Source organism: Streptomyces beihaiensis, assembly GCF_026274175.1.
Taxonomy (GTDB): domain Bacteria; phylum Actinomycetota; class Actinomycetes; order Streptomycetales; family Streptomycetaceae; genus Streptomyces; species Streptomyces beihaiensis.
This window is the reverse complement of record NZ_JAPHNL010000223.1, coordinates 39,280-58,566: the sequence shown is the minus strand read 5'-3', so window position 1 is coordinate 58,566 and position 19,287 is coordinate 39,280. Positions and strand designations below refer to the sequence as shown.

Annotated in this window: 15 protein-coding genes; 7 read left to right on the top strand and 8 right to left on the bottom strand. The window is 70.9% G+C overall.

Annotated features, from left to right (window positions below):
• Window positions 1-528: lanthionine synthetase LanC family protein (locus OFY01_RS18285; protein ID WP_323135527.1), on the top strand; the 528-nt coding region annotated here is incomplete at its 5' end.
• Window positions 515-703: a hypothetical protein gene (locus tag OFY01_RS18280; protein ID WP_266601227.1), complete on the top strand. Its 189-nt coding sequence runs from the start codon at window positions 515-517 to the stop codon at window positions 701-703. The genes OFY01_RS18285 and OFY01_RS18280, both read left to right, overlap by 14 nt.
• A gap of 44 nt (window positions 704-747) precedes the next feature.
• On the opposite strand, the gene OFY01_RS18275 is transcribed toward OFY01_RS18280, so the two are convergent.
• The 3 genes from OFY01_RS18275 to OFY01_RS18265 form a co-directional block, all read right to left on the bottom strand.
• Entirely contained in the window at window positions 748-3,687 is a 2,940-nt protein-coding gene (locus OFY01_RS18275) for a helix-turn-helix transcriptional regulator (RefSeq protein ID WP_266601225.1), read from the bottom strand.
• 239 nt (window positions 3,688-3,926) lie between these two features.
• Window positions 3,927-4,730 (bottom strand): VOC family protein, encoded by an 804-nt coding sequence (locus tag OFY01_RS18270; protein ID WP_266601223.1) that lies wholly within the window; start codon window positions 4,728-4,730, stop codon window positions 3,927-3,929.
• 215 nt (window positions 4,731-4,945) lie between these two features.
• Window positions 4,946-6,091 (bottom strand): NADH:flavin oxidoreductase, encoded by a 1,146-nt coding sequence (locus tag OFY01_RS18265; RefSeq protein ID WP_266601221.1) that lies wholly within the window; start codon window positions 6,089-6,091, stop codon window positions 4,946-4,948.
• A 232-nt stretch (window positions 6,092-6,323) separates the two neighbouring features.
• Between OFY01_RS18265 and OFY01_RS18260 the strand changes: the two genes are divergently transcribed.
• The 4 genes from OFY01_RS18260 (at window position 6,324) to OFY01_RS18245 (ending at window position 9,933) form a co-directional block, all read left to right on the top strand.
• Window positions 6,324-6,761: a VOC family protein gene (locus OFY01_RS18260; RefSeq protein WP_266601220.1), complete on the top strand. Its 438-nt coding sequence runs from the start codon at window positions 6,324-6,326 to the stop codon at window positions 6,759-6,761.
• A 223-nt stretch (window positions 6,762-6,984) separates the two neighbouring features.
• Window positions 6,985-7,818 carry a PIG-L family deacetylase gene (locus OFY01_RS18255; RefSeq protein ID WP_266601218.1) on the top strand — a complete coding sequence of 278 codons (834 nt, stop codon included), beginning with the start codon at window positions 6,985-6,987 and terminating at the stop codon, window positions 7,816-7,818.
• A 197-nt stretch (window positions 7,819-8,015) separates the two neighbouring features.
• Complete coding sequence (locus tag OFY01_RS18250) at window positions 8,016-9,101, top strand: glycoside hydrolase family 18 protein (RefSeq protein ID WP_266601216.1); 1,086 nt, start codon at window positions 8,016-8,018, stop codon at window positions 9,099-9,101.
• 250 nt (window positions 9,102-9,351) lie between these two features.
• A complete protein-coding gene (locus OFY01_RS18245; protein WP_266601215.1) occupies window positions 9,352-9,933 on the top strand; it encodes a DUF1349 domain-containing protein in 582 nt (193 codons plus the stop codon).
• Between the two features lie 19 nt (window positions 9,934-9,952).
• Here OFY01_RS18245 and OFY01_RS18240 read toward each other — a convergent pair whose 3' ends face one another.
• From OFY01_RS18240 to OFY01_RS18225, 4 genes are all read right to left on the bottom strand, one after another.
• On the bottom strand, window positions 9,953-10,705 hold the full coding sequence (locus OFY01_RS18240) for a hypothetical protein (RefSeq protein ID WP_266601213.1): 753 nt from the start codon (window positions 10,703-10,705) through the stop codon (window positions 9,953-9,955).
• Between the two features lie 167 nt (window positions 10,706-10,872).
• Window positions 10,873-12,036 (bottom strand): permease, encoded by a 1,164-nt coding sequence (locus OFY01_RS18235; RefSeq protein ID WP_266601211.1) that lies wholly within the window; start codon window positions 12,034-12,036, stop codon window positions 10,873-10,875.
• Between the two features lie 440 nt (window positions 12,037-12,476).
• Window positions 12,477-14,195, bottom strand: a complete 1,719-nt coding sequence (locus tag OFY01_RS18230; RefSeq protein ID WP_407700372.1) for a chitinase — start codon at window positions 14,193-14,195, stop codon at window positions 12,477-12,479.
• Between the two features lie 150 nt (window positions 14,196-14,345).
• The gene (locus OFY01_RS18225; protein ID WP_266601209.1) at window positions 14,346-15,491 is read right to left on the bottom strand and encodes a metallophosphoesterase family protein; all 1,146 of its coding nucleotides are present in this window, start codon (window positions 15,489-15,491) and stop codon (window positions 14,346-14,348) included.
• Between the two features lie 365 nt (window positions 15,492-15,856).
• Between OFY01_RS18225 and OFY01_RS18220 the strand changes: the two genes are divergently transcribed.
• Complete coding sequence (locus OFY01_RS18220; protein WP_266601207.1) at window positions 15,857-17,170, top strand: phosphatase PAP2 family protein; 1,314 nt, start codon at window positions 15,857-15,859, stop codon at window positions 17,168-17,170.
• 83 nt (window positions 17,171-17,253) lie between these two features.
• Here OFY01_RS18220 and OFY01_RS18215 read toward each other — a convergent pair whose 3' ends face one another.
• Window positions 17,254-19,056 (bottom strand): alkaline phosphatase family protein, encoded by a 1,803-nt coding sequence (locus OFY01_RS18215; RefSeq protein WP_266601205.1) that lies wholly within the window; start codon window positions 19,054-19,056, stop codon window positions 17,254-17,256.
• Between the last annotated feature and the right edge of the window lie 231 nt (window positions 19,057-19,287).

The window sequence follows — 19,287 nt, the reverse complement described above, 5'->3', positions numbered from 1 at the left end:
GACGGCGTCGACGCGGCCCTGCGCGGGCGCGCGAAGCCACGCGCCCGTGAGCGCGCGCAGCCGCGGACCAGCCAGAGCTTCGATGCCGGCTGGTGCCGCGGGCTGGCCGGCACGGCGCTGAGCGCGACCGCGCCGGGCGGCCACGCGGACGAGCGTCTCCTTGCCGTGGCCGCCACCGTCGGCGTGGGCCCGCCGCGGAACCACTCGCTGTGCCACGGCGACCTCGGAGTCCTGGAACCGCTGGTCCAGTCGCGTGCCGCGGGCGACGAGCGCGCCGCCGCCGCGCTCGACCTCGCCGCGTCCCGGCTGCTGTGCTCCATCGACCGGCACGGGCTCCGCTGCGGCACCCCCGGCGGGGTGCCGACGCCGGGTCTGCTGACCGGACTCGCGGGCATCGGCTACGGGCTGCTGCGGCTGGGCTTCGGCCACTTGATCCCCTCGGTCCTGCTGCTGCGACCGGCGGCGGGGCCGGGTCCCGAACGACGCTCACCTCGCAGAGGAAAGGGAGAACACCATGAACGACGATGAGCTGACGACCGCGCAGACCGATCCGGAGGACCACACCGACGCCGAGGAGCAGCCGTCCCCCGCGGCGATGAGACAGGCGCGGATGCGTGTCGCCGTTCTCACCGGCCTCACGGTCGGTGCGGCGGCCGTGGCCGTGGTGGGCGGCGGGCCGACCACCGTGGCCGGGTGGCATTGACACCGTGTGCCCCGGGGCCGTCGAGCCCCGGGGCACGACCCGCGTCAGCCGGCGTTGAGGCCGGCCATGACATCGGCGGCGTAGTCGCACAACCGTGCCCGGTCCCCCGCCCCGGTCTTGGCCAGCAGACTGGCGACGTGTTTCTCCACCGTCCGGGCCGAGATGTGCAGCCGGTCCGCCAGCGCCTTGTTGCCCAGTCGGCCCTCCAGCAGACGGAACACGTCGAACTCGCGGCTGGTGACGCCCGCCGCGCGCAGCCGAGGGGGGATCTGGTCGGTGCCCACGCGCCGCTGACGCAGCAGAACACCGAGCCGGCGCAGCCGTGCCCGGCACGCATCGGCCACGGTCGTCGCCCCGGTCCGGTAGAAGTAGTCCTCGGCTTCTGTGAGCCAGCGGTACGGCTGTCCCCAGCCGCCCTCCAGGGCCGCGTCGGCAACCAGCCGCAGTCCCAGGTGCCGGGCCGTGGGGAAGACCTCCGCGCTGCGCATCGCGGCGTCGAGCGCGGTCTGTGCCTCCTCCGCTCGCCCCTCACGGCCCAGCAGCACCGCCTTGGACAGGCCGACGAACTGCCGGTTCCATCGCATCCGCCCGGCCTGGCCGGCGCTGACCCGATCGTGCTCCGCCCAGCCCGCGCGGCCGTCGAGCGTGCCGAGCAACAGGATCAGTCCGTGCGGCCCCGAGAGGTGGAAGAAGGTCTCCTGCCCGGGCTGCGCGGCCGACAGATCGGCGGCGATGTCCGCGCTGTTCGGGTCCTCGGTCAGCAGTGCGCAGAACAGTTCGGCCAGCCCCCGCGCCAGCGGTGCCTCACGTGAGCGCTCCCCGCCCTGCGCCCGGAACTCGGCCAGCGTGGCGCGCATCTGCGCCCGCTTGCCCTGGTGGGCCGCGAGGACCGCGCGCAGCATGAGCAGATACCGGCTGACCGAATGCAGTTTCAGCCGTCCGGTCTCCTCCAGGGCACCGTCGAGCAGGGTGGCCGCCCGGTCGAACTGGGAGCGCAGCACCGCGTCGAAGGCCAGCATGGCGCCGGCGTTGTGGGCGAGGCTCACGCACCCGGTGCGCAGAGCCTCCTTGTGGGCGTGGACGAGCACGTCGGTGGTGGCCTCGGCGAGCCAGGCGTTGTTGCCCAGGCCGATGAGTCCGTGGTTGCGCCAGATCATCAGGTCGCTGTCGGTCGCGATCCGCAGCGTGCGCCGGAAACATTCGTCGGACTCGCTCAGCGAGCGCCTGCGGCTGGCGAACCCCACCGCGTACCATGCCTGGCAGGCCAGCGCCGGGTCGCCGCGCCGCTCGGCGCCCTCGATGGCTCTGCGGGCCAGTTCCTCACTGCGCCCGACGCAGCCGTGCACCGGCTGGGACACCACGAGGAACGCCTCGACCGCGTCGATGCCCGCGGTCTGGCGTACGTCGGCGTCCCGCGGCACCAGCGCCCTGGCCAGCTCCACCTGGCGAAGCCCCTCGTCCCAGCGGCCGGCGACTTCCGCTGCCCGGGCCAGCCGCACATGCAGCTCCACCTGTCGGGTCGTCTCCCCCTCCACGTCGATCTGCCGCAGCCCGTCGGCGACCTGCAGGGCCCGGTCGAACTGCCCGTCGTCGGCGAGGGCGAAGAGCAGCGTCTCCAGCAGTTCCCGGCGCAGACCCCGATGGGTGGATGCTTCGCTCTCCTCGCCCAGCGTCTGCCGCGCCTCGTCCAGCAGGGCGATGGCCGTGCCCGGGCCGCTGCCGGCCAGCGCGCGCCGTGCCACCTCCAGGTACAGCTGGGCCGCCGCCGGCGGGTCGCCGCCCTGGCGGCGCAGTCGCGCCGCCAGGTGGCACCACGTGCCGGGCAGTTCCGGGTGCAGCTCCTCCACGGCGTCGGCCGCCCGGCGGGACAGCGCGGCCCGGTCCACCGGTGTGAGTCCGGCCAGCAGCGCCTCTTCGGCCAGCGGGTGTTCGAACGTGTACCAGTCCGGCCCGCGCTCGTCCGGTACCAGGAGCCCGTCCGCGACAGCGGAGCGCAGGCAGCTCAGCAGGGTGCTGTCGTCCAGATCGGTGCACCGCTGCACCACGGAGAGGGGGAAACCGCGGCCGAGGACGGCGGCTGCCGACAGCATGCGTGCTCCCCCGGGGCCGAGGCGGGCCGCCCGCTGTTCGATCGCCCGCACCAGCGTGAAGGGCACCCGTGAGCGCGGGGAGCCCGCCAGCCGCCACCTCCCGTCCTGGCAGAGGAGTTCCCTGGCTGTCCGCATGCTGCGGATGAGTTCCTCGGCCACGAAGGGAATGCCGCTGCTGTCCGCGAAGACGCGTCTGGAGACCTCAACCGGGAGTTCTTCGGGGCGGCAGCCGAGGCAGGCGGCGGCCAGCCGGTGCGTGTCCGGTTCGCAGAGGCGGCCGATCGGTACGAGTCGGCCCTCACGGCGCTGGACCACGGCGTTCGCGAGTTCCGACGCGGCGCAGGCGGCGGAGCGTACGGTGGCGACGACGGCGACCGGCTGATGCGCCAGGTTGGCCGCTATGTACTCGATGATCGCCAGCGTCTCCGGGTCCGCGTCGTGCAGGTCGTCGACGACCAGGAGGCATCCGCGGCCCCTGCCCTGCGCGGAGGCCAGCCGCAGAACGGCCTCGGCGAGAACGACGGGCGACCGGTCGACGCCCTCGCCGGTCCACCACTCGGGTACCAGACGCCCCAGCACGGGCAGGTACGGGCCGAGTTCGGCGGGCGGCTCCTCCAGCGTCCGGGCCAGCGAGAGCAGTGCCTCGCTCAGCGGGCGGTAGGGCACGAAGGGGCCGGTGGCCGTGCAACGTCCCTTGAGAACCACCATCCCGGACTCCAGTGCCCGGTCGGCCGTCTCGGTGACCAGTCTGGTCTTGCCTATCCCGGGTTCCCCCACGACGAACACCGCGGTCCCCCGTGACCGGCGGGCGTCGTCCAGGGCGTCGTGGAGGGCATCGGCCTCCGCGTCGCGGCCCACCAGGTCGGTGGCCCGGGGACGGACGCGGTCCGTCATCGTGCTCGCGGATCTTCCTGCGTCCCCGTCTGCCACGCGATGCTCCCGCCCCGCGCCCACCCACTGGGCGCCCGCTCGTCACCACACCCGCACCTGCTGCCAACTCTCCCCAATCTAGTAGTACTTAATCAAGTCGGTTCGGGTTCAGGCAGTTCTCGGCGGCAGGTGGTTCGATGCGACGCAAGGGCGCGCGTGATCACAGCGCAGCCTCGTCCAGGTCGAGACCACGCGCCGGACGCTCAGTCCTCCCGGCGCGCGTTCACCGTGAACTGGGCTCCGTCGGGATCGCACAGCACGGCCTCTCGCTCGTCCTCCGCCAGCACGCTTCCGCCCAGCTTCTCCGCTGCCCGCGCGCACCCGGCCACATCGGCCACCCTGAAGTGGACCTGCCAGTGTGGTCGGACCGAGGGGTCGGGGGCCGATTCGACCGCGCCCGATTCGAGGCGCGCCACCACACGGCCCTGACGCCGCAGCACGACCTCGTCGCCCTCGTACTCGACCTCGCAGCTTCCGGGGCGGTCCGAGGCCCAGTCGAGCGTCTCGCCGTAGAAGATGGCCGCGTCGATCGCGTCGCGCGTGTGCAGGGTGATGAAGGTCGGTGCCGCCTGTTGCCACGCCTGCCAGCCGCCGACCAGTTCGCCCTCCCAGATCCCGAACGTCGCGCCCGCCCTGTCGGCCAGCAGCGCCCCGCGGCCGGGCGGCAGCCGCAGCGGCCCGACCGCCACCGTGCCGCCACGCGCCTGGGCCCGCGCGGCGGCCTCGTCCGCGTCGGGCACCGCGAAGTACGGCGTCCAGGCCACCGCGATCTGCCAGGTCGTGGCGACCGCGGCGACCCCGGCGACGGGTACGGCGTCCGCGAGCGCGATCCGGAACCGGTCGCCCAGGCTGGCGCGGCGCCACCGCCACCCCAGGACCGCCCCGTAGAACTCCTGCGTCGCTTCCAGATCGCGGCCGGTCAGGCTCACCCAGCACGGCGCGCCGAACACCGAACCGGCGTAGACGACTTCTGTGGCAGAGCCCGGCTCCGCCGTCCTGTGGTTCATGGCCATCGCACCGTTCTGTTGCCCTGGCGGCCATCCTCACGGTGGCGCCGGCGGACAGTCCTCAGTACACACCGCCGTGTACCCCGGCGCCATTCCGGAAAACCCGACATGTCGTGACAGTCTTGCCACTCCACCTTCCTGACCTGGGCAGACGACCTGTGCGAAGTGGCCGCATGGAGGCGGCCCCGTCCCCGGTGCCCGCCCAGGTCGCCGGGTCAGCTCAGCGTCTTGGCCGCCGCCGGGTCGTACGGCTTCAGCTCGTCGAAGCGGTCGGTGAGCACCTTGACGGCCCACTCGGGGTCCTGGAGCAGCGCACGGCCGACGGCGACCATGTCGAACTCCTCGGCCTCCAGTCGGTCGAGGAGGTTGTCGATCCCCTTCACCGGGGAGCCCTCGCCCCGGAAGGCGTTCACGAAGTCACCGTCGAGGCCGACCGAGCCGACGCTGATGACCTGCTTGCCGGTGAGCTTCTTCGTCCAGCCGGCCAGGTTGAGGTCGGAGCCGTCGAATTCCGGCAGCCAGTACCGGCGCGTGGAGGCGTGGAACACGTCGACGCCGGCCGCCGCGAGCGGCGCGAGGATGGCCTCCAGCTCCTGCGGGGTGTCGGCGAGCCGGGCCGTGTAGTCCTGCTGCTTCCACTGGGAGTAGCGGAAGATGACCGGGAAGTGCGGGGAGACCTTCTCACGGACCGCCGCGACGATCTCCGCGGCGAACTTCGTCCGGGAGACCGGGTCGCCGCCGTAGGCGTCGGTGCGGCGGTTGGTGCCCTCCCACAGGAACTGGTCCACGAGGTACCCGTGGGCGCCGTGGAGCTCGACACCGTCGAAGCCGATGCGCTCGGCGTCCGCGGCGGCCTGCGCGAACGCGCCGACGACGTCGTCCAGGTCCTGCTGGGTCATGACCTTGCCGGTGACCTCGGCGCCCGCCGTGGTCAGGCCGGAGGGGCCGACGGCGGGAGCGTCCGGGTGGGGGGCGTCACCCTGATTGCGGACCATGCCGATGTGCCACAGCTGCGGGACGATGGTGCCGCCCGCCGCGTGAACGTCCTCGGCGACCTCGGCCCACCCGGCCAGCTGCCGCTCGCCGTGGAACCGCGGCACCCGGTCGCTCTGCCCGGCCGACTCGTGACCGACGTACGTGCCTTCGGTGACGATGAGGCCCACGCCCGCGGCGGCTCGGCGCGCGTAGTAGGAGCGCACGTCGTCGCCGGGTACGCCCCCGGGGGAGAACATGCGGGTCATCGGCGCCATCACGATCCGGTTCGGGACGGTGAGGCCGTTGAGCGCGATCGGGCGGGCCAGTATCCGGGCCGCGCGGGAGGCGGGCGTCGTGCCGGTCACGGAGGACTCCTCGGTGGTCATGGGGTTAACCGGTTGGTATGTGAGCATGCATTGTTACACCATCTGAAGTAACTGCGTGCGAGGGCCCCGCATTCCCCCGGGTTCCGGTCCGCCACGCGCACCCTCCGCCCGCGCGGGCGACGAGCGGCGCGTCAGAGCACGGCGTACCCGCCCGTCTTCCAGCAGATCGACGTCCGGCCCGTGACCGTCCGCCGGCCCCGCCCACCGCTCGCGCCTCGGTAGCATGCGGCGCATGGCCATCAGACTTGAGAACGTCGGTATCGCCGTTCGCGACCTTGAGGCGACGATCTCCTTCTTCACCGACCTCGGGCTCGAGGTCCTCGGCCGTGACAGGGTGAGCGGCGAATGGGCCGACACCGCCGTCGGCCTCGACGGCAATCACGCCGACATCGCGATGCTCCAGACCCCGGACGGTCACGGTCGCCTCGAACTCTTCCAATACATCCACCCCGAAGCGATCGAGACGCAACCCACTCTTCCCCACGAGATCGGCATGCATCGCGTCGCCTTCTCCGTCGACGACATCGACAAAGCCCTGGAGACCGCCGCGAAGCACGGATGCCGTCCACTGCGCGGTGTGGCGACCTACCAGGACACCTACAAGCTCGCCTACGTCCGCGGCCCCAGCGGCATCATCGTGATGCTCGCCGAGGAACTGCGGAAGGGCTGACGGCCCTCGCCACGAACCGCCTCGCGGGTACGGCCGGTTCCTGGCGGCCGACCCCTCCTGTCGGCACGACCGTCCGCTGATCCTGCGGCGTCGGGAACAGCACGTCCGGGCGACGCTGTTGCACGGGCGAGAAGACCGGCGCGCGGGCACCGCACTGCTCGTAGACACATACGCCCCGCCTCGGTCGACGACACGCGTCGACCGCACACAGGAGGACTGCTCCATGAACAACGGCCCCTTGACGCTCATGGCCGTGCACGCTCACCCCGACGACGAGGCCACCGGTACGGGAGGCGTGCTCGCCCGCTACGCGGCCGAGGGAGTACGTACCGTTCTCGTCACCTGCACCGACGGCGGATGCGGTGACGGGCCAGGGGGCGTCAAGCCGGGCGAGGCCGGACACGATCCGGCGGCCGTCGCCCGCCTGCGACGGCAAGAACTTGAGGCGAGTTGCGAGATTCTCAAGATCAGCCACCTTGAACTGCTGGATTACGCCGACTCAGGGATGATGGGCTGGCCGAGCAACAGCGCGGCCGGATCCTTCTGGCAGACCCCGGTCGAGGAAGGCGCGGCGCGGCTCGCCGAACTGATGCGGCGCTACCGGCCCGATGTGGTCGTCACCTACGACGAGAACGGCTTCTACGGCCACCCCGACCACATCCAGGCCAACCGCATCACGATGGCGGCACTGGCGACGACGTCGCTCACGCCCAAGGTGTACTGGACCACGGCGCCCCACTCGATGATGCGGCGATTCCAGGAGCTGATGCGCGAGTTCGGCGGGGACGCTCCGGAGCCGGACCCCGCCGAGACCGCCGCCATGGCCGAGATCGGGCTGCCCGACGACGAGATCAGCACCTGGGTCGACACCACCGCGTTCGGCGGTCAGAAGTTCGACGCGCTGGCCGCGCACGCCAGCCAGAGCGAGAACATCTTCTTCCTCGGGATGGGCCGGGAGAGGTTCACCGAGTTGATGGGGGTGGAGACCTTCGTACGCGTCCAGGACACCACCGGTGCGGCCCTCCCCGAGAACGATCTGTTCGCCGGACTGCGCTGAGGGCGTCCGCCGGGTGCGGCCGGACGGCTCTCGTCGAGCCTTGACCGCGGCTGCGGCGCAGACGGGGTTCGCGGACCCCGTCCGCGCCGCCGCGCGGGCCGCGGTCCGTGCCGGCCGGCTCGGGCCCTCTTGCCGACTTGGTCTGTACCTGCCACGCTTCCGGCGCCGCCCCCTTCCCTTCGGCCACGGAGGACCGGATGCGTCTCAGACTTCTCGGCGTACTGGCTCTGCTCACTGCTCTCATCACCCCACTGGCCTCGCCCGCCTCGGCCGCCACGACTCTCACCCCGCCGCAGATCTACGGTGCCTGGCACTGCGGTGACGACGCCTGCGTCTGGGGCACGGTGCGGGACGTGAGCGAGTTCGACTCCAAGAACCACTGGCTGATCGACCGCGGGGACGGGCGGCCGTCCGTCAACCTCGTCGTCCTCAGCTTCGTCAATCCGCTGAAACTGCTGCATCACACGGACGACGCCACGACCGCGGGCGGCGTGCCCAAGGGCATGACGCCCGACATCGTCGACTACTTCACCTCGCGCGGAATCCGCGTGATGCTCTCCATCGGCGGCATCACCTACACCGACGACTGGGACTCCGCTCTCGCCGAGAACCCCACGCAGCTCGGACTGAACGCCGCCGCCGTCGCCTCCCGGCTCGGCGTCGGCATCGAGATCGACTACGAACAGAACACCGGCCCCGACCTGGCCGGGCTGCAATCCTTCATCGACGCCTACCGGTCCGTGCACCCGTACGACGCCACGGGTGCCGACCCGGCAGCCCGGCTCACCATCGACACCGCCGCCGGTGACCGCTGGCTCATCGACATCAACCGCAAGGCCACCAGCGACTGGCTGCGCACCGACACTCCTGTCCTCGACTACGCCAACGCGATGGTGCCCTCCCGTCAGCCCTCCACCAGCTCGGCCATCGCCAACTGGCAGGAGCACGTGGACGGCAAGCCCACCTACTCTCCGCCGGTGCCGCCGCTCGCGCCGGCCAAGTTCACCGGCTCCGTCTACATCAGCGACCAGCGCAAGGTGTTGCCCGAGTGCACGGACTTCGCGAACTCGCTGCAGAACTCCACGGGTTCGTTCACACAGAGCGTCGCGCCCGACGGAGCGGGCAGCAGCTCCGGAATGCTCGGCTACATGTTCTGGGCCGCCGAGAAGCCGTCCTCGCGAGGCTCGGGCACCGTACCGCCGAACACCTGTGAGGGCGGCGTCGGCGCCGGTGCCACCGCCTACGGGATGCCGCTGCCGATGCCGCCCCTGCGGCAGAGCTGAGTTCGAGGTGCGCCGCGGTGGAGCTTCAGGCCCCACCGCGGCCACGTCGCTGCCCGCCGGGCGGCACCGGCCATGACGCGTCGAACGAGCCGGCGGCCGTCTCCACCCGGCCGCAGCCCGTGAACCGCGGCCATCGGGTCTGCCGGGCACTCGCCCCGAGGGCGCGCGCGTGGGCGCCGCTTCGGCTCCGTCCTCGTACCGGCCCTGACGGCAGGTCTCTTCGTGGTGGTCAAACGTAGGATCAGCTGCCATGACCATCAACGTGCCCTGGACGTCCGGGACCTGGACCACTCAGCCCGCCGCGACCCGTGAAGCGGACGGGCGACTGCTGGTGACCGCTGTCGAAGGCAGCGACGCGTGGCGGCGGACCTGCTACGGATTCGTTCACGACGACGAGCACGCGCTGCTCGCCGACTGGAGCCGGGAGCAGGCCGTCGAGGTCACCGTCAAGGCTGATTTCACCGAGCAGTTCGACCAGGCCGGGCTGTTCGTCCGCGTCGCCGCCGAGCGGTGGATCAAGGCGGGCCTGGAGTTCGCCGACGGTGCGCTCGGCCTCGGCGCCGTCGTCACCGACGGGTACTCCGACTGGTCGAGTACGCCTGTGCCCGACTGGGCGGGCCGGGAGGTGACGGTACGAGCCTCGCGGATCGGGGACGCGGTGGCCGTCCGGGCCCGGGTCGAGGACGAGCCGTGGCGGCTGATACGTCTGACTCCGCTCGCACCGAGCGCGCGCACGCAGGCGGGCCCGTACTGCTGCGCCCCGACCCGCGCCGGACTGACGCTCGAGTTCGCCTCGTGGCGGCTGACCGAGCCCGACGCCGCGTTGCACTGACACGTCGGGCTCCGCGCGGCTACTCGGAGGGGAACTTGTAGCTGCTGGGCACCGAGATCTTCGCCCCGGCCTTGCCGTAGACGATCGCGATCTCCTCGTGATCGGTGAGCTTGATCGCGCCCGGGTTGCCCGTCCGCTCCTTGCCGTTCACGTAGACACGGAGCGTGTTGCCGTTGCCCGCGGTCAGGGCGCCGATGTTGTTCTTGGTCAGCGACACGTTCCACTCGGTCATGAACTGACCGAGGGTGAAGTCGGCCTGCTTCGGCGACTCGATGTGGATCACACCGGTGGCGTCGTGCGCGTGCAGCGGGCTGATCTGCTGGTGCGCCTGGTCGATGCCGATGAACGCCGGTACGGTCACCGGTTTGCCGTCGACGATCACGTCGAGGTGGGCGTGGATGTGTTCCGCCGAGCCCTCCTCGCCGAGCATCGGCAGCCCGGCCGCCTTCACTCGTGCCGCGGCATCCGCGGGGGCGGCCCACGGCGGCTTCGAGGTGGCGCCCTTGACGTGGGTCAGCGGCGTGCTGGGGATGTCCTTGATCTTGCCGTCGTCGGACGAGCTGGCCGCCGTGGACTTGCCGGACTTGGCGCCGGAGTCGTGCACGGCCACCGCCGCGATCGTGGCGCCCGCGGCCAGCACCACGACGCCACCGGTGATCGCGGCGCGGCGCACCAGGCGGCGGCGTGCCTCTTCCTGCTTGGCCTGCTCTCGGGCCGCGGCCAGACGGGCCCGGCGTTCCTGTGCGGCGGCCTTGTTGCTCTTGCTGCTCATGGAGGAGGACATCCGATCAGCCGATCCGGACGGACCGCTTCGCACTGCCCGTCCAGAAGTCGTCGATGACACCCGGAACGGAGGCGTTCCCGGCCGCGTAGAGGATAACGAACCGGCGTGCGAAGCGGTCCCGCAGGTCGCATACCCGGCCCTGCGGACGCGGCGCTTCAGTGATGGTGCCCGGCGTGGTCGTGGCCCGGGTCGGGTGAGCCGCCCATCATGCGCAGCATGGGCGGTCCTCCGGTGCGCCAGAAGCGGGCCAGGAGGGCCGCGGCCAGCAGGAGGAAGGCGATGTTCAGCCAGGTGGTGTAGTTCCAGCTGATGCCCGCTGTGGGGATCTTCGCGTCGGCCTGGTCGGGGATCAGGCCGAGTCCCGAGAAGACGAACTCCACGATGTACCCGGCGACCACCATGGCGAGGTAGAAGGTGCCCAGGAGGAAGGCGGCCGTCCTGGCGCCGTAGTACTTCCGGTAGATGTTGAGGATCGGCAGGATCAGCAGGTCGGCGAAGATGAACGCCACCACGCCGCCGAAACTGATGCCGCCCTTCCACAGCACCACCGCCAGCGGCACGTTGCCGATGGAGCACACGAACGACGCCATCGCCACCAGCGGCCCGACGACCGGGCCCCACAGCTTGGCGGCGAGGGGGTGGCCGTCGAAGAAGAAGGTGCGCCAGAAGGAGTCGGGAACCCAGGCGGCGATGGCGCCCGCGACGAGCAGGCCGACGATCAGGTCGCGCAGGATCGCCGCCCACTCCATGACGAAGACGTGCGAGGTGGAGGTGAATCCCTCGCGGGAGAACAGGCGCCGCGCGAACGAGCCTTCACGCTGAACGGACATGTCCATCGCGGCGTGCCCCTCCATCGAGCCGGCCAGTCCGCGTTCGGCCTGTTCGCGCGCGCCGCGCACAAGCTCGTCTCGCAGGAGGACACGGAACAGGACCGCGAGCAGGACGATCATGATCGGCCCGCCGACGAACTCCGCGGCGGTGAACTGCCAGCCCATCAGCAGGGCCAGGATCACTCCGAGCTCGACGACCAGGTTGGTGGAGGCGATCTCGAAGGCCATCGCGGCGGTGAAGTTCGCGCCCTTGCGAAACAGGGAGCGGGCCAGCGCGACCGCCGCGTACGAGCAGGACGAGGACGCGGCGCCCAGGCCGGCGGCGACGGCGAGGGTGCGCGGCCGGTCGTCGCCCAGGAGCGAGACCACGGTGGACTTGTGGACCACGGCCTGGACGACGGCGGACAGGGCGAAGCCCAGGATCAGGGCCCAGGTGATCTCCCAGGTCATCGAACCGGTGATCGACAGTGCGTGCAGTACGGCGTGCATCTGTGAACCCTTCCCCCGCGGCGCGCGGTTCGCGCGCACGGTCACCGGACCGGATCTGGATCATGCCACGCGCGGACCGGCGAGCGTGACGGTGACCGGGCGGTGGACGGCGGCCTCGGGCTGCGAGACCGCGTACGAGACCGTTGCGATGCTCCTCGGTACGGGCAAGGTGCTCGCCCGGTGCGCCGGTGTCACGAGCTCGTAGGCGTGGAGGACGGCTTCGAGTTGTTCGCCGGGGTGCCGGCCCGGTCACGGACGCGGGGTGAGGTGTTCGGGACGCGCTCTCCCACGGCGTCCGTCCCAGGCGGCCAGGATCGACTCCACTCGTCGGGTGACTTTGTGATCCTTGGCCCTGCGGCTGTCGCGAGGGGCGCCGGGTGCGTCGCCGTGGTGGGAGTGCGACTGCGGCATCCCACCACGGCGTGCCCCGCCGTCACCCGCTACGGCAGGCTGTGCACCTTCGGGCCGACCGTGTTCGACCACGTGTTGCCCGCCGTGGCGTCCCAGTTGGTGGACCAGGTCATCGCACCGCGCAGGCCCGGGTAGGTCTTCGCGGGCTTGAACGAGCCGCATCCGGTGCCGCGGGCCAGGCAGTCCAGGGCGTTGTTCACGACCGAGGGGTTCACGTAGCCGCTGCCCGCGCCCCGCGTGGACGCCGGTACACCGATCCCGACCTGCGAGGGAGCGAGGCCGCCCTGCAACTGGATGCAGGCCAGTGCGGTGAGGAAGTCGACCGAGCCCTGGCTGTATACCTTGCCGTCGCAGCCCAGCATGGAACCGCTGTTGTAGTACTGGGTGTTGACGACGGTGAGGATGTCCTTCACGTTCAGTGCCGTCTTGAAGTACTCGGCGGAGGTCGACTGCATGTCGATGGTCTGCGGCGCCATGGTCAGCACCAGGTTCGGTCCGGCCTTCGCCGACAGGGCGCGCAGCGCCTTGGTCATGTAGGTCGAGTTCAGGCCGTTCTCCAGGTCGATGTCGACGCCGTCGAACCCGTACTCCTGCATGAGGGAGTACGCGCTGTCGGCGAACGCGGTCGCGGAGGCGTCGCTGTTGACGGTGATGCTGCCCTTCTCGCCGCCGACAGAGAGGATGACGGACTTGCCCGCCGCGTGCTTGGCGGCGATGTCGGCCTTGAAGTCGGCGTCGGAGGCGTAGCCGACGGCCGGGTCCAGGTTGAACGTGATCTGGCCGGGCGTGGACGTGGCGTCGGCGAACGCCACCGCGATGATGTCGTACTGCGAGGAGACGTCGCGCAGCTTCTGCACGGTCGCGCCGTTGTCGAAGTTCTGCCAGTAACCGGTCAGGGCGTGCGCGGGCACGGTGGTTCCGCCTCCGCCTCCGCCACCGCCGCCCGCGGCCGCCGTCCGTACGTCCACGGCCGTCGACCTGGCGGACTCGCCGGCCGCGTTGGTGGCGCTGACCTGGAAGCTGTACGAGGTGTCGGCGGTCAGGCCGGTGACCTCGTCCGACGCGCCGGTCACGGAGGCGACCTTCGTGCCGTCCCGGTAGACGTTGTAGCCGGTGGCCGTGGCCACCGGTGTCCAGGACAGGTCGACCGACGAGGAGGTCGTCGTGCCCGCCGCGAGGCCCGTCGGCACGGCGGGGACGCCGACCGGGTCGGTGCCGCCGCCCCCGTCGGGCCCGAACACGCTGACGTCGTCGGCGTAGTAGGCACTCTGTCCGTACCAGCCGTGCAGATACACGGTGACCGACGTGGTGTCGGCACCGGTCGTGAACGTGGTGGACAGCTGCTGCCAGGAGGACGCGCTCGGTGTCCACGTGGACACGTCGGTGGTGCCGGTGCCGCTGGCGCCGAGGTACACGTAGGAGCCCTGGACCCAACTGCTCAAGGTGTACGTCGAGTCGGGCTTGACGGCGACGGTCTGCGAGCACTGCCCGGTGTCCTGGCTCGTCGGGGTCGCCTTGAGCGCCCCCGCACCGCTGTGCACGGGTGAGGAGACGGCCGTACCGCTGTCGGCGGTACAGGTCCAGTCGGTCAGGCCCGATTCGAAGCCTGCGTTCTTGGCGACGTTGACGTCGGCGGCCTGGGCGGGCGCGGCGAGCGCGGTGACGCCGAGCGCGGCGGCCGAGGTCGCGGCCAGTACGCCGCCGAGCCATCGGCGGACGCCTGGTCTGCCATGACGTGCACGGTCCACGGGTGCCTCCGGGAGGAACTGGGGTACGGGGGTGAGAAACGACGGCCGCCGTTGTTGAGCGCAAAACTGGTCCAGACCAATAGAGTTGTCAAGACCCCCGGAGACAACGAAGCCCCTGACTCCGCGGAACGGAGTCAGGGGCGAGGGGGCTCAGTGGCAGTGCCCCGACCCCGTGTCGTGGTACGAAGACGCCCCGGTGGTGGCGTCCGGATCCTTCATCGCCGAGTCGTACCTCCAGCTGTAACCGCCCGGCGTGAGCGTGAACTTCATGACGCCGTAGAACTGGTCCGTCGCCGCCGCGGGTTTCGGCGTCGAGGGGGCGAGCTTGTCCAGCCCTTCGCCGCCGGTACCGACGATGAACTCCCGGATCCCGTGGGCGGGGTCGGCCGCACCGTCGGGATTCATCGGAGCGAAGCGGCTGTAGAGGTGCTCGTGCCCGTTGAGAACGAGGTCGGCGTGGTGCCGGTAGAGCAGCTTCCACCACTCCTTCGACACCTTGCCCTCGCGGCTGACGTCACCGGAGGCGCTGAACAGCGGTTGGTGCCAGTACGCCAGGGTGCATGCGCCGGGGTGGGCCTTCAGGTCCGCGGACAGCCAGTCCGTCTGCGCCCGCATCCACGAGCCGTTCGGGTCGCAGCCGCCCGGCATCACCTTGCACTGGCTGTTGAGCGAGATGATGTGCCAGCCGTTGACGTCGTACGAGTACCAGCCCTCGCCGGTGGTGCCGGCCTGGCCGTGCGGCTGGGGCAGCGGCTGGGTGAAGGTGTTGCCCTTGGCGTCGGTGAACGTGGTCAGCTTCGGGGTGCCGTCGGCGTTGACCTGGTAGCCGTTGTAGTAGTCGAAGTAGCCGGTGCCCTCGACGCCGGTCTCGCCGTGCGAGGTGTAGAACTCATGGTTGCCCGGCGCGGGACGCTGCAGGAACTTGAACGCGCCCCAGGTCCGGTCGAAGGACCCCATGAAGTCCTCGTACCGGCCCGTCTGGTACTGCTCGTCCCCCATGATCGCGGCGAGATCCGGACGCATCGCCTCCACCTGGTCGGCGGTGGCCACCATCGCCGCGGTGCGCGTGTGGGAGCACAGGTCGGTGGGCTTCTCGCCCTCCTCGGCCTCGCCCGGCTGGCAGGCGATGTCGCCGACGGCCGCCAGCACGACGGCCTTGCTCTTGCCGCCGCCCCCGTAGGGCCAGTTCCCGTCCGTCTCCGCACGGACCGAGGCCGCGGTCACCAGACCCGCCGCCATCGCCGCCGCCACCCCCGACGCCACCAGCCACCTGGACCGCCTGCCGAGTCTGCGCATCGCCCGATCCCCTCTCCACGCACGGAATGACCTCGCAGAGAGTGGACCCGCCGCCTCAACACACGACGGCATCGAGGTGACATTGACATGAGCTCTTCATTTCCGGGGTGCGATCCCGTCCGGTCCCGCGGCGGGCAATTCCGGAATCTTCGTCGCCCGTGAGGGCCCTGTGCCGTTAATATGTTCGAGCTTGTGACCACCTACGTTTGTCAGTTCTTCACCGCAAGCCTGTCCGGCGGGCGCTGTCCGTGGCCCGTTTCGCCCGCATTCAGCATTGAGTCGGATACGTGAAGCCCACACCACCTCTCATATCCTCGCCCCGCCGGTCCGACCCGACCGGAACCGCGTGGCACCGGTCACACACCATGCTGTGGGCCGCGGCGGGGGCGGCGACGCTCGGGCTCCTCATCGCGCTGGAGTTCGCGGCGCACCACTACGGCGAGCACGGGCCGGTCGTCAACACGGCGCGGGAGCTGGTCCTCACACCCCGCTCGGGGCCGCTGCTGTACGCCGGCCTGGCATTGACGATGGTGGTGCTCACCTGGCGGCAGCGGCTCATCGCGGCCGCCGCGGCGGTGGGGATCGACGGTGTCTTCCTGCTGGTGCGGTGGGCGATCGGAGCCTCCCCGCAGTTCGGGAACGGCGCGTTGTGGGTGCTGATGGGCTGCGCGGCGGCCGGCATCGCGCTGCGCCGTGGTGAGGAACGCGCGCTGTTGCTCAAGGGCGCGGGCCTCGGCCTGCTGCTGGTGGCCGGGCACAAGATCGGCGACACATGGCTGCTGATCACGTCGAAGACGCGCCCCTCGGTGCTCGACGCGTACACGGCCACCGCCGATCACGCGCTGGGAGACCCGTCGTGGGTGGCCGGCCGGATCGTCGAGGCGTCCGGGCCGTTCGGCAGCCATTTTCTCCATCTGGTGTATGGGCAACTGCCGTTGGCGGCGGCGCTCGTCGGCCTCTACCAGTTGCGTCACGTGGCGGTCGAGAGACGTTTTCCGCGCCACCATCTGGTCCGCACCTTCCTGGCCATCGGGCTGCTCGGACCGGTCGTCTACATGCTCTTCCCCGTCGTCGGTCCGGTCTTCGCCTACGGCGCGGAGGGCGGGCGGTGGGCGGCGGCCGACGTGTGGCCGCACACGCTTCCCTCGATCGGCGTCCCGCACCCGTTCCCGTTCGACCAGATCACACCGCGCAACTGCATGCCGAGCCTGCACACCGCATGGGCCACGTCACTGTTCATCCACACCCGCAAGGGTTCCCGCCCCGTGCGCTGGGCGGGCGCCTTCTGGCTGGTCGCCACTCTCGCCGCGACGCTCGGCTTCGGCTACCACTACGGCACGGACCTGCTGGCCGGAGCGGTCTTCGCGCTCACCATCGACGCCGCCCTGCGTGCCACGGCGGACGGCTGGGCGCTGTGGGACCGCGCCGCCACCCGCCTGACCGTCCACGGCTCGGCCGTGTTCGTCCTGCTCCTCGTCTCGTACCGCTACCTGCCCACGCACATGGCCGCCCGCCCGTGGCTGTTCGGGCCGCTCCTGCTCGCGGCGACCGCGTCCGTCGTCCACCAGTACGTACGCGTCACCCGGGGCTGGGATGCCAGGTCCGAACCCGAACCGCGGCCCGGGGCCCGGCTCGTGGGCCCGCAGTCAGTGGCCGAGGCGGAGGCCGGGGCGGCCTGACGGCCGTACGGGCGCCGCGTCGTCCTCCCGGTCGGTGGCCGGGAGGACGACGCCCAGGTGCGCCCGTCGTGTGCCGGGCTCGGTCAGCCGACCGTCAGGGAGAAGGGGCCGGCGAGGGCCGTGTAGCCGTCGTCGCTGAGGTAGTACACGTCGTAGCGGCCCGGACCGTTCAGCTTGCTGGTGGAGAAGGTCAGGGCACCGCTGGCGTTCGGCGCGTAGGACCAGGTCAGGGAGGACTGGCTGCCGGGGGTGACACCCGCCGGGTAGATGCCGATCCAGTTCTTGGCGTGGACCTGGGAGGCGGACGGGACCGCGTAACGGAAGGTGACGTTGCCGCCGTCCGCGACGGCGTTCAGGTCGCCGTCGAGTGTCGGGGATGTCGCGGTGGCGGGGCTGAAGGCCGCGTTGAGCGGGGTCGCGTATTTGTCGTTGGCCGTCAGGGCGGGCAGGCCGAGGGCCGATTCGATGGTGCGGGCTATGCCGTAGTGGTCGTAGTGGGCCGGGCTGCTGGTGGTGGCGGGGACCGTGTTCTGCGAGCCGAGGACCGTCGTGACCACGTGGTTGTAGCCCTCGCTCTCGCTCTCGTCCCAGGTCAGGATGAGCAGGGAGCGCTGCTGCGTCCAGGCCGGGGAGGCCAGGACCGGCGCGAGGGTCTGCTTGAGCCAGCCGTCCTGGGTGCGCAGGCTGGTGGCGCTGCCGTTGCCCGATGCCTCACCGTCGTAGTAGTCGTCGGCCGCGATCCACGAGAAGTCGGGGGTGGTGGCCGCCGAGCGGAGGTCGGTGGTCAGCTGCGTGGTGTCGAACAGGTGGGACGCGCACCGGGCGGCATCTCCGCTGACGTCGGTGTAGTTGATGAAGGGCGCGTCGTCGGGCTCGTAGTAACTGTCGTGGTCGTTCTTGGTGTTGCAGGGGGTGCCCATGCCCTGCTCGTATGCCTTCCAGGTCTTGCCCGCGGCTTCGAGGGTGTCGCCCAGGTTGCGCTGCGGCGCATTGATGTTCGGCCAGTACGTGGCGCCCTTGGTGTACGTGTCGCCGCCCGCGATGGCGAGGTAGTTCTCGTCGCTGGGGTGGTAGACGCCGTGGTAGTCGGTGAGGGTGGCGCCCTGGGACATGAGGCTGTGCATGAACGGCGTGTCCGCCGGATCGTTCATGACCTCGGAGTAGTCGGTGTTCTCCATCATGACCGTGAACACGTGGTCGTAGCCCGGGACCCGGGAGACGGGCGGCGCGAGCGGCGCCGGGGCCGTGACCGGGGTGTCGAGCGTGAGGGAGAGATTGTCGAGGTAGCCGGTCTCGTGACTGGTGGAGAGGAACTGGACCTCGACCTGGATGGAGCGGGTCTTGGCCGGGACCGCTCCGGAGGCTCCGCGCGAGAGGAACTTGGTGCCGAGGCCGCGGTCCGTCGCGGAGACGGTGGGCAGTTCGGCGGCGCCGAGCGGGCGGCCCTGGCCGTCGTGGAAGTGCAGGCTCACGGCGACGTGGCCGCTGTAGACGGTCCAGCCGCCGAGCCAGGCGGAGAGGTCGTAGTGGACCGTGCCGCCGTCGATGGCCGCGGCGGCCGAGGACACGTCGGCCGTCTGCGTCATGGCGCCGTCGCCGAAGTTGCCGGGGCCGAAGAAGGACTTGCCGGGGGTCTTGCCGTCGTCGGGCAGCCCGAAGGAGGCGACCGAGTGGCACATCACGTTCAGGCCGCCGGACTCGGTGGTCCAGCCGGGCACCGTGGTGGCGGCGGCCCAGTCGTCGGTGCAGTAACCGCCGCTCTCCGCGTCGCCGTTGACGATCAGGTTGCCGCTGGTGGCGGCTGCCCGGGCGGAGGCCGGAGCAAAGACGAGCAGAGCACCGAGGAGGGTGAGGAGCCCGCCGAGGGATCTCCAGCGCTGTCGCATACGTGGTACCTCGTCCCGTTGATGGGGTGCCGTGAAGCACCGCTCCACGGCCTGACTGTGCGCAACGAACGGAACATGAGTACGGGAAATTACTGACCAGTGGAAGAACCTGCCCCAAACTTGATCAGACAAGTTCGGGGCCAGACAAGGGAGGCGCGCGCCCGCGCGCGGGTGCGGAGCCGCGCGACCGCCGACCGTGGCGTTCACGCCAAACGGGGGCGATTTTCACGC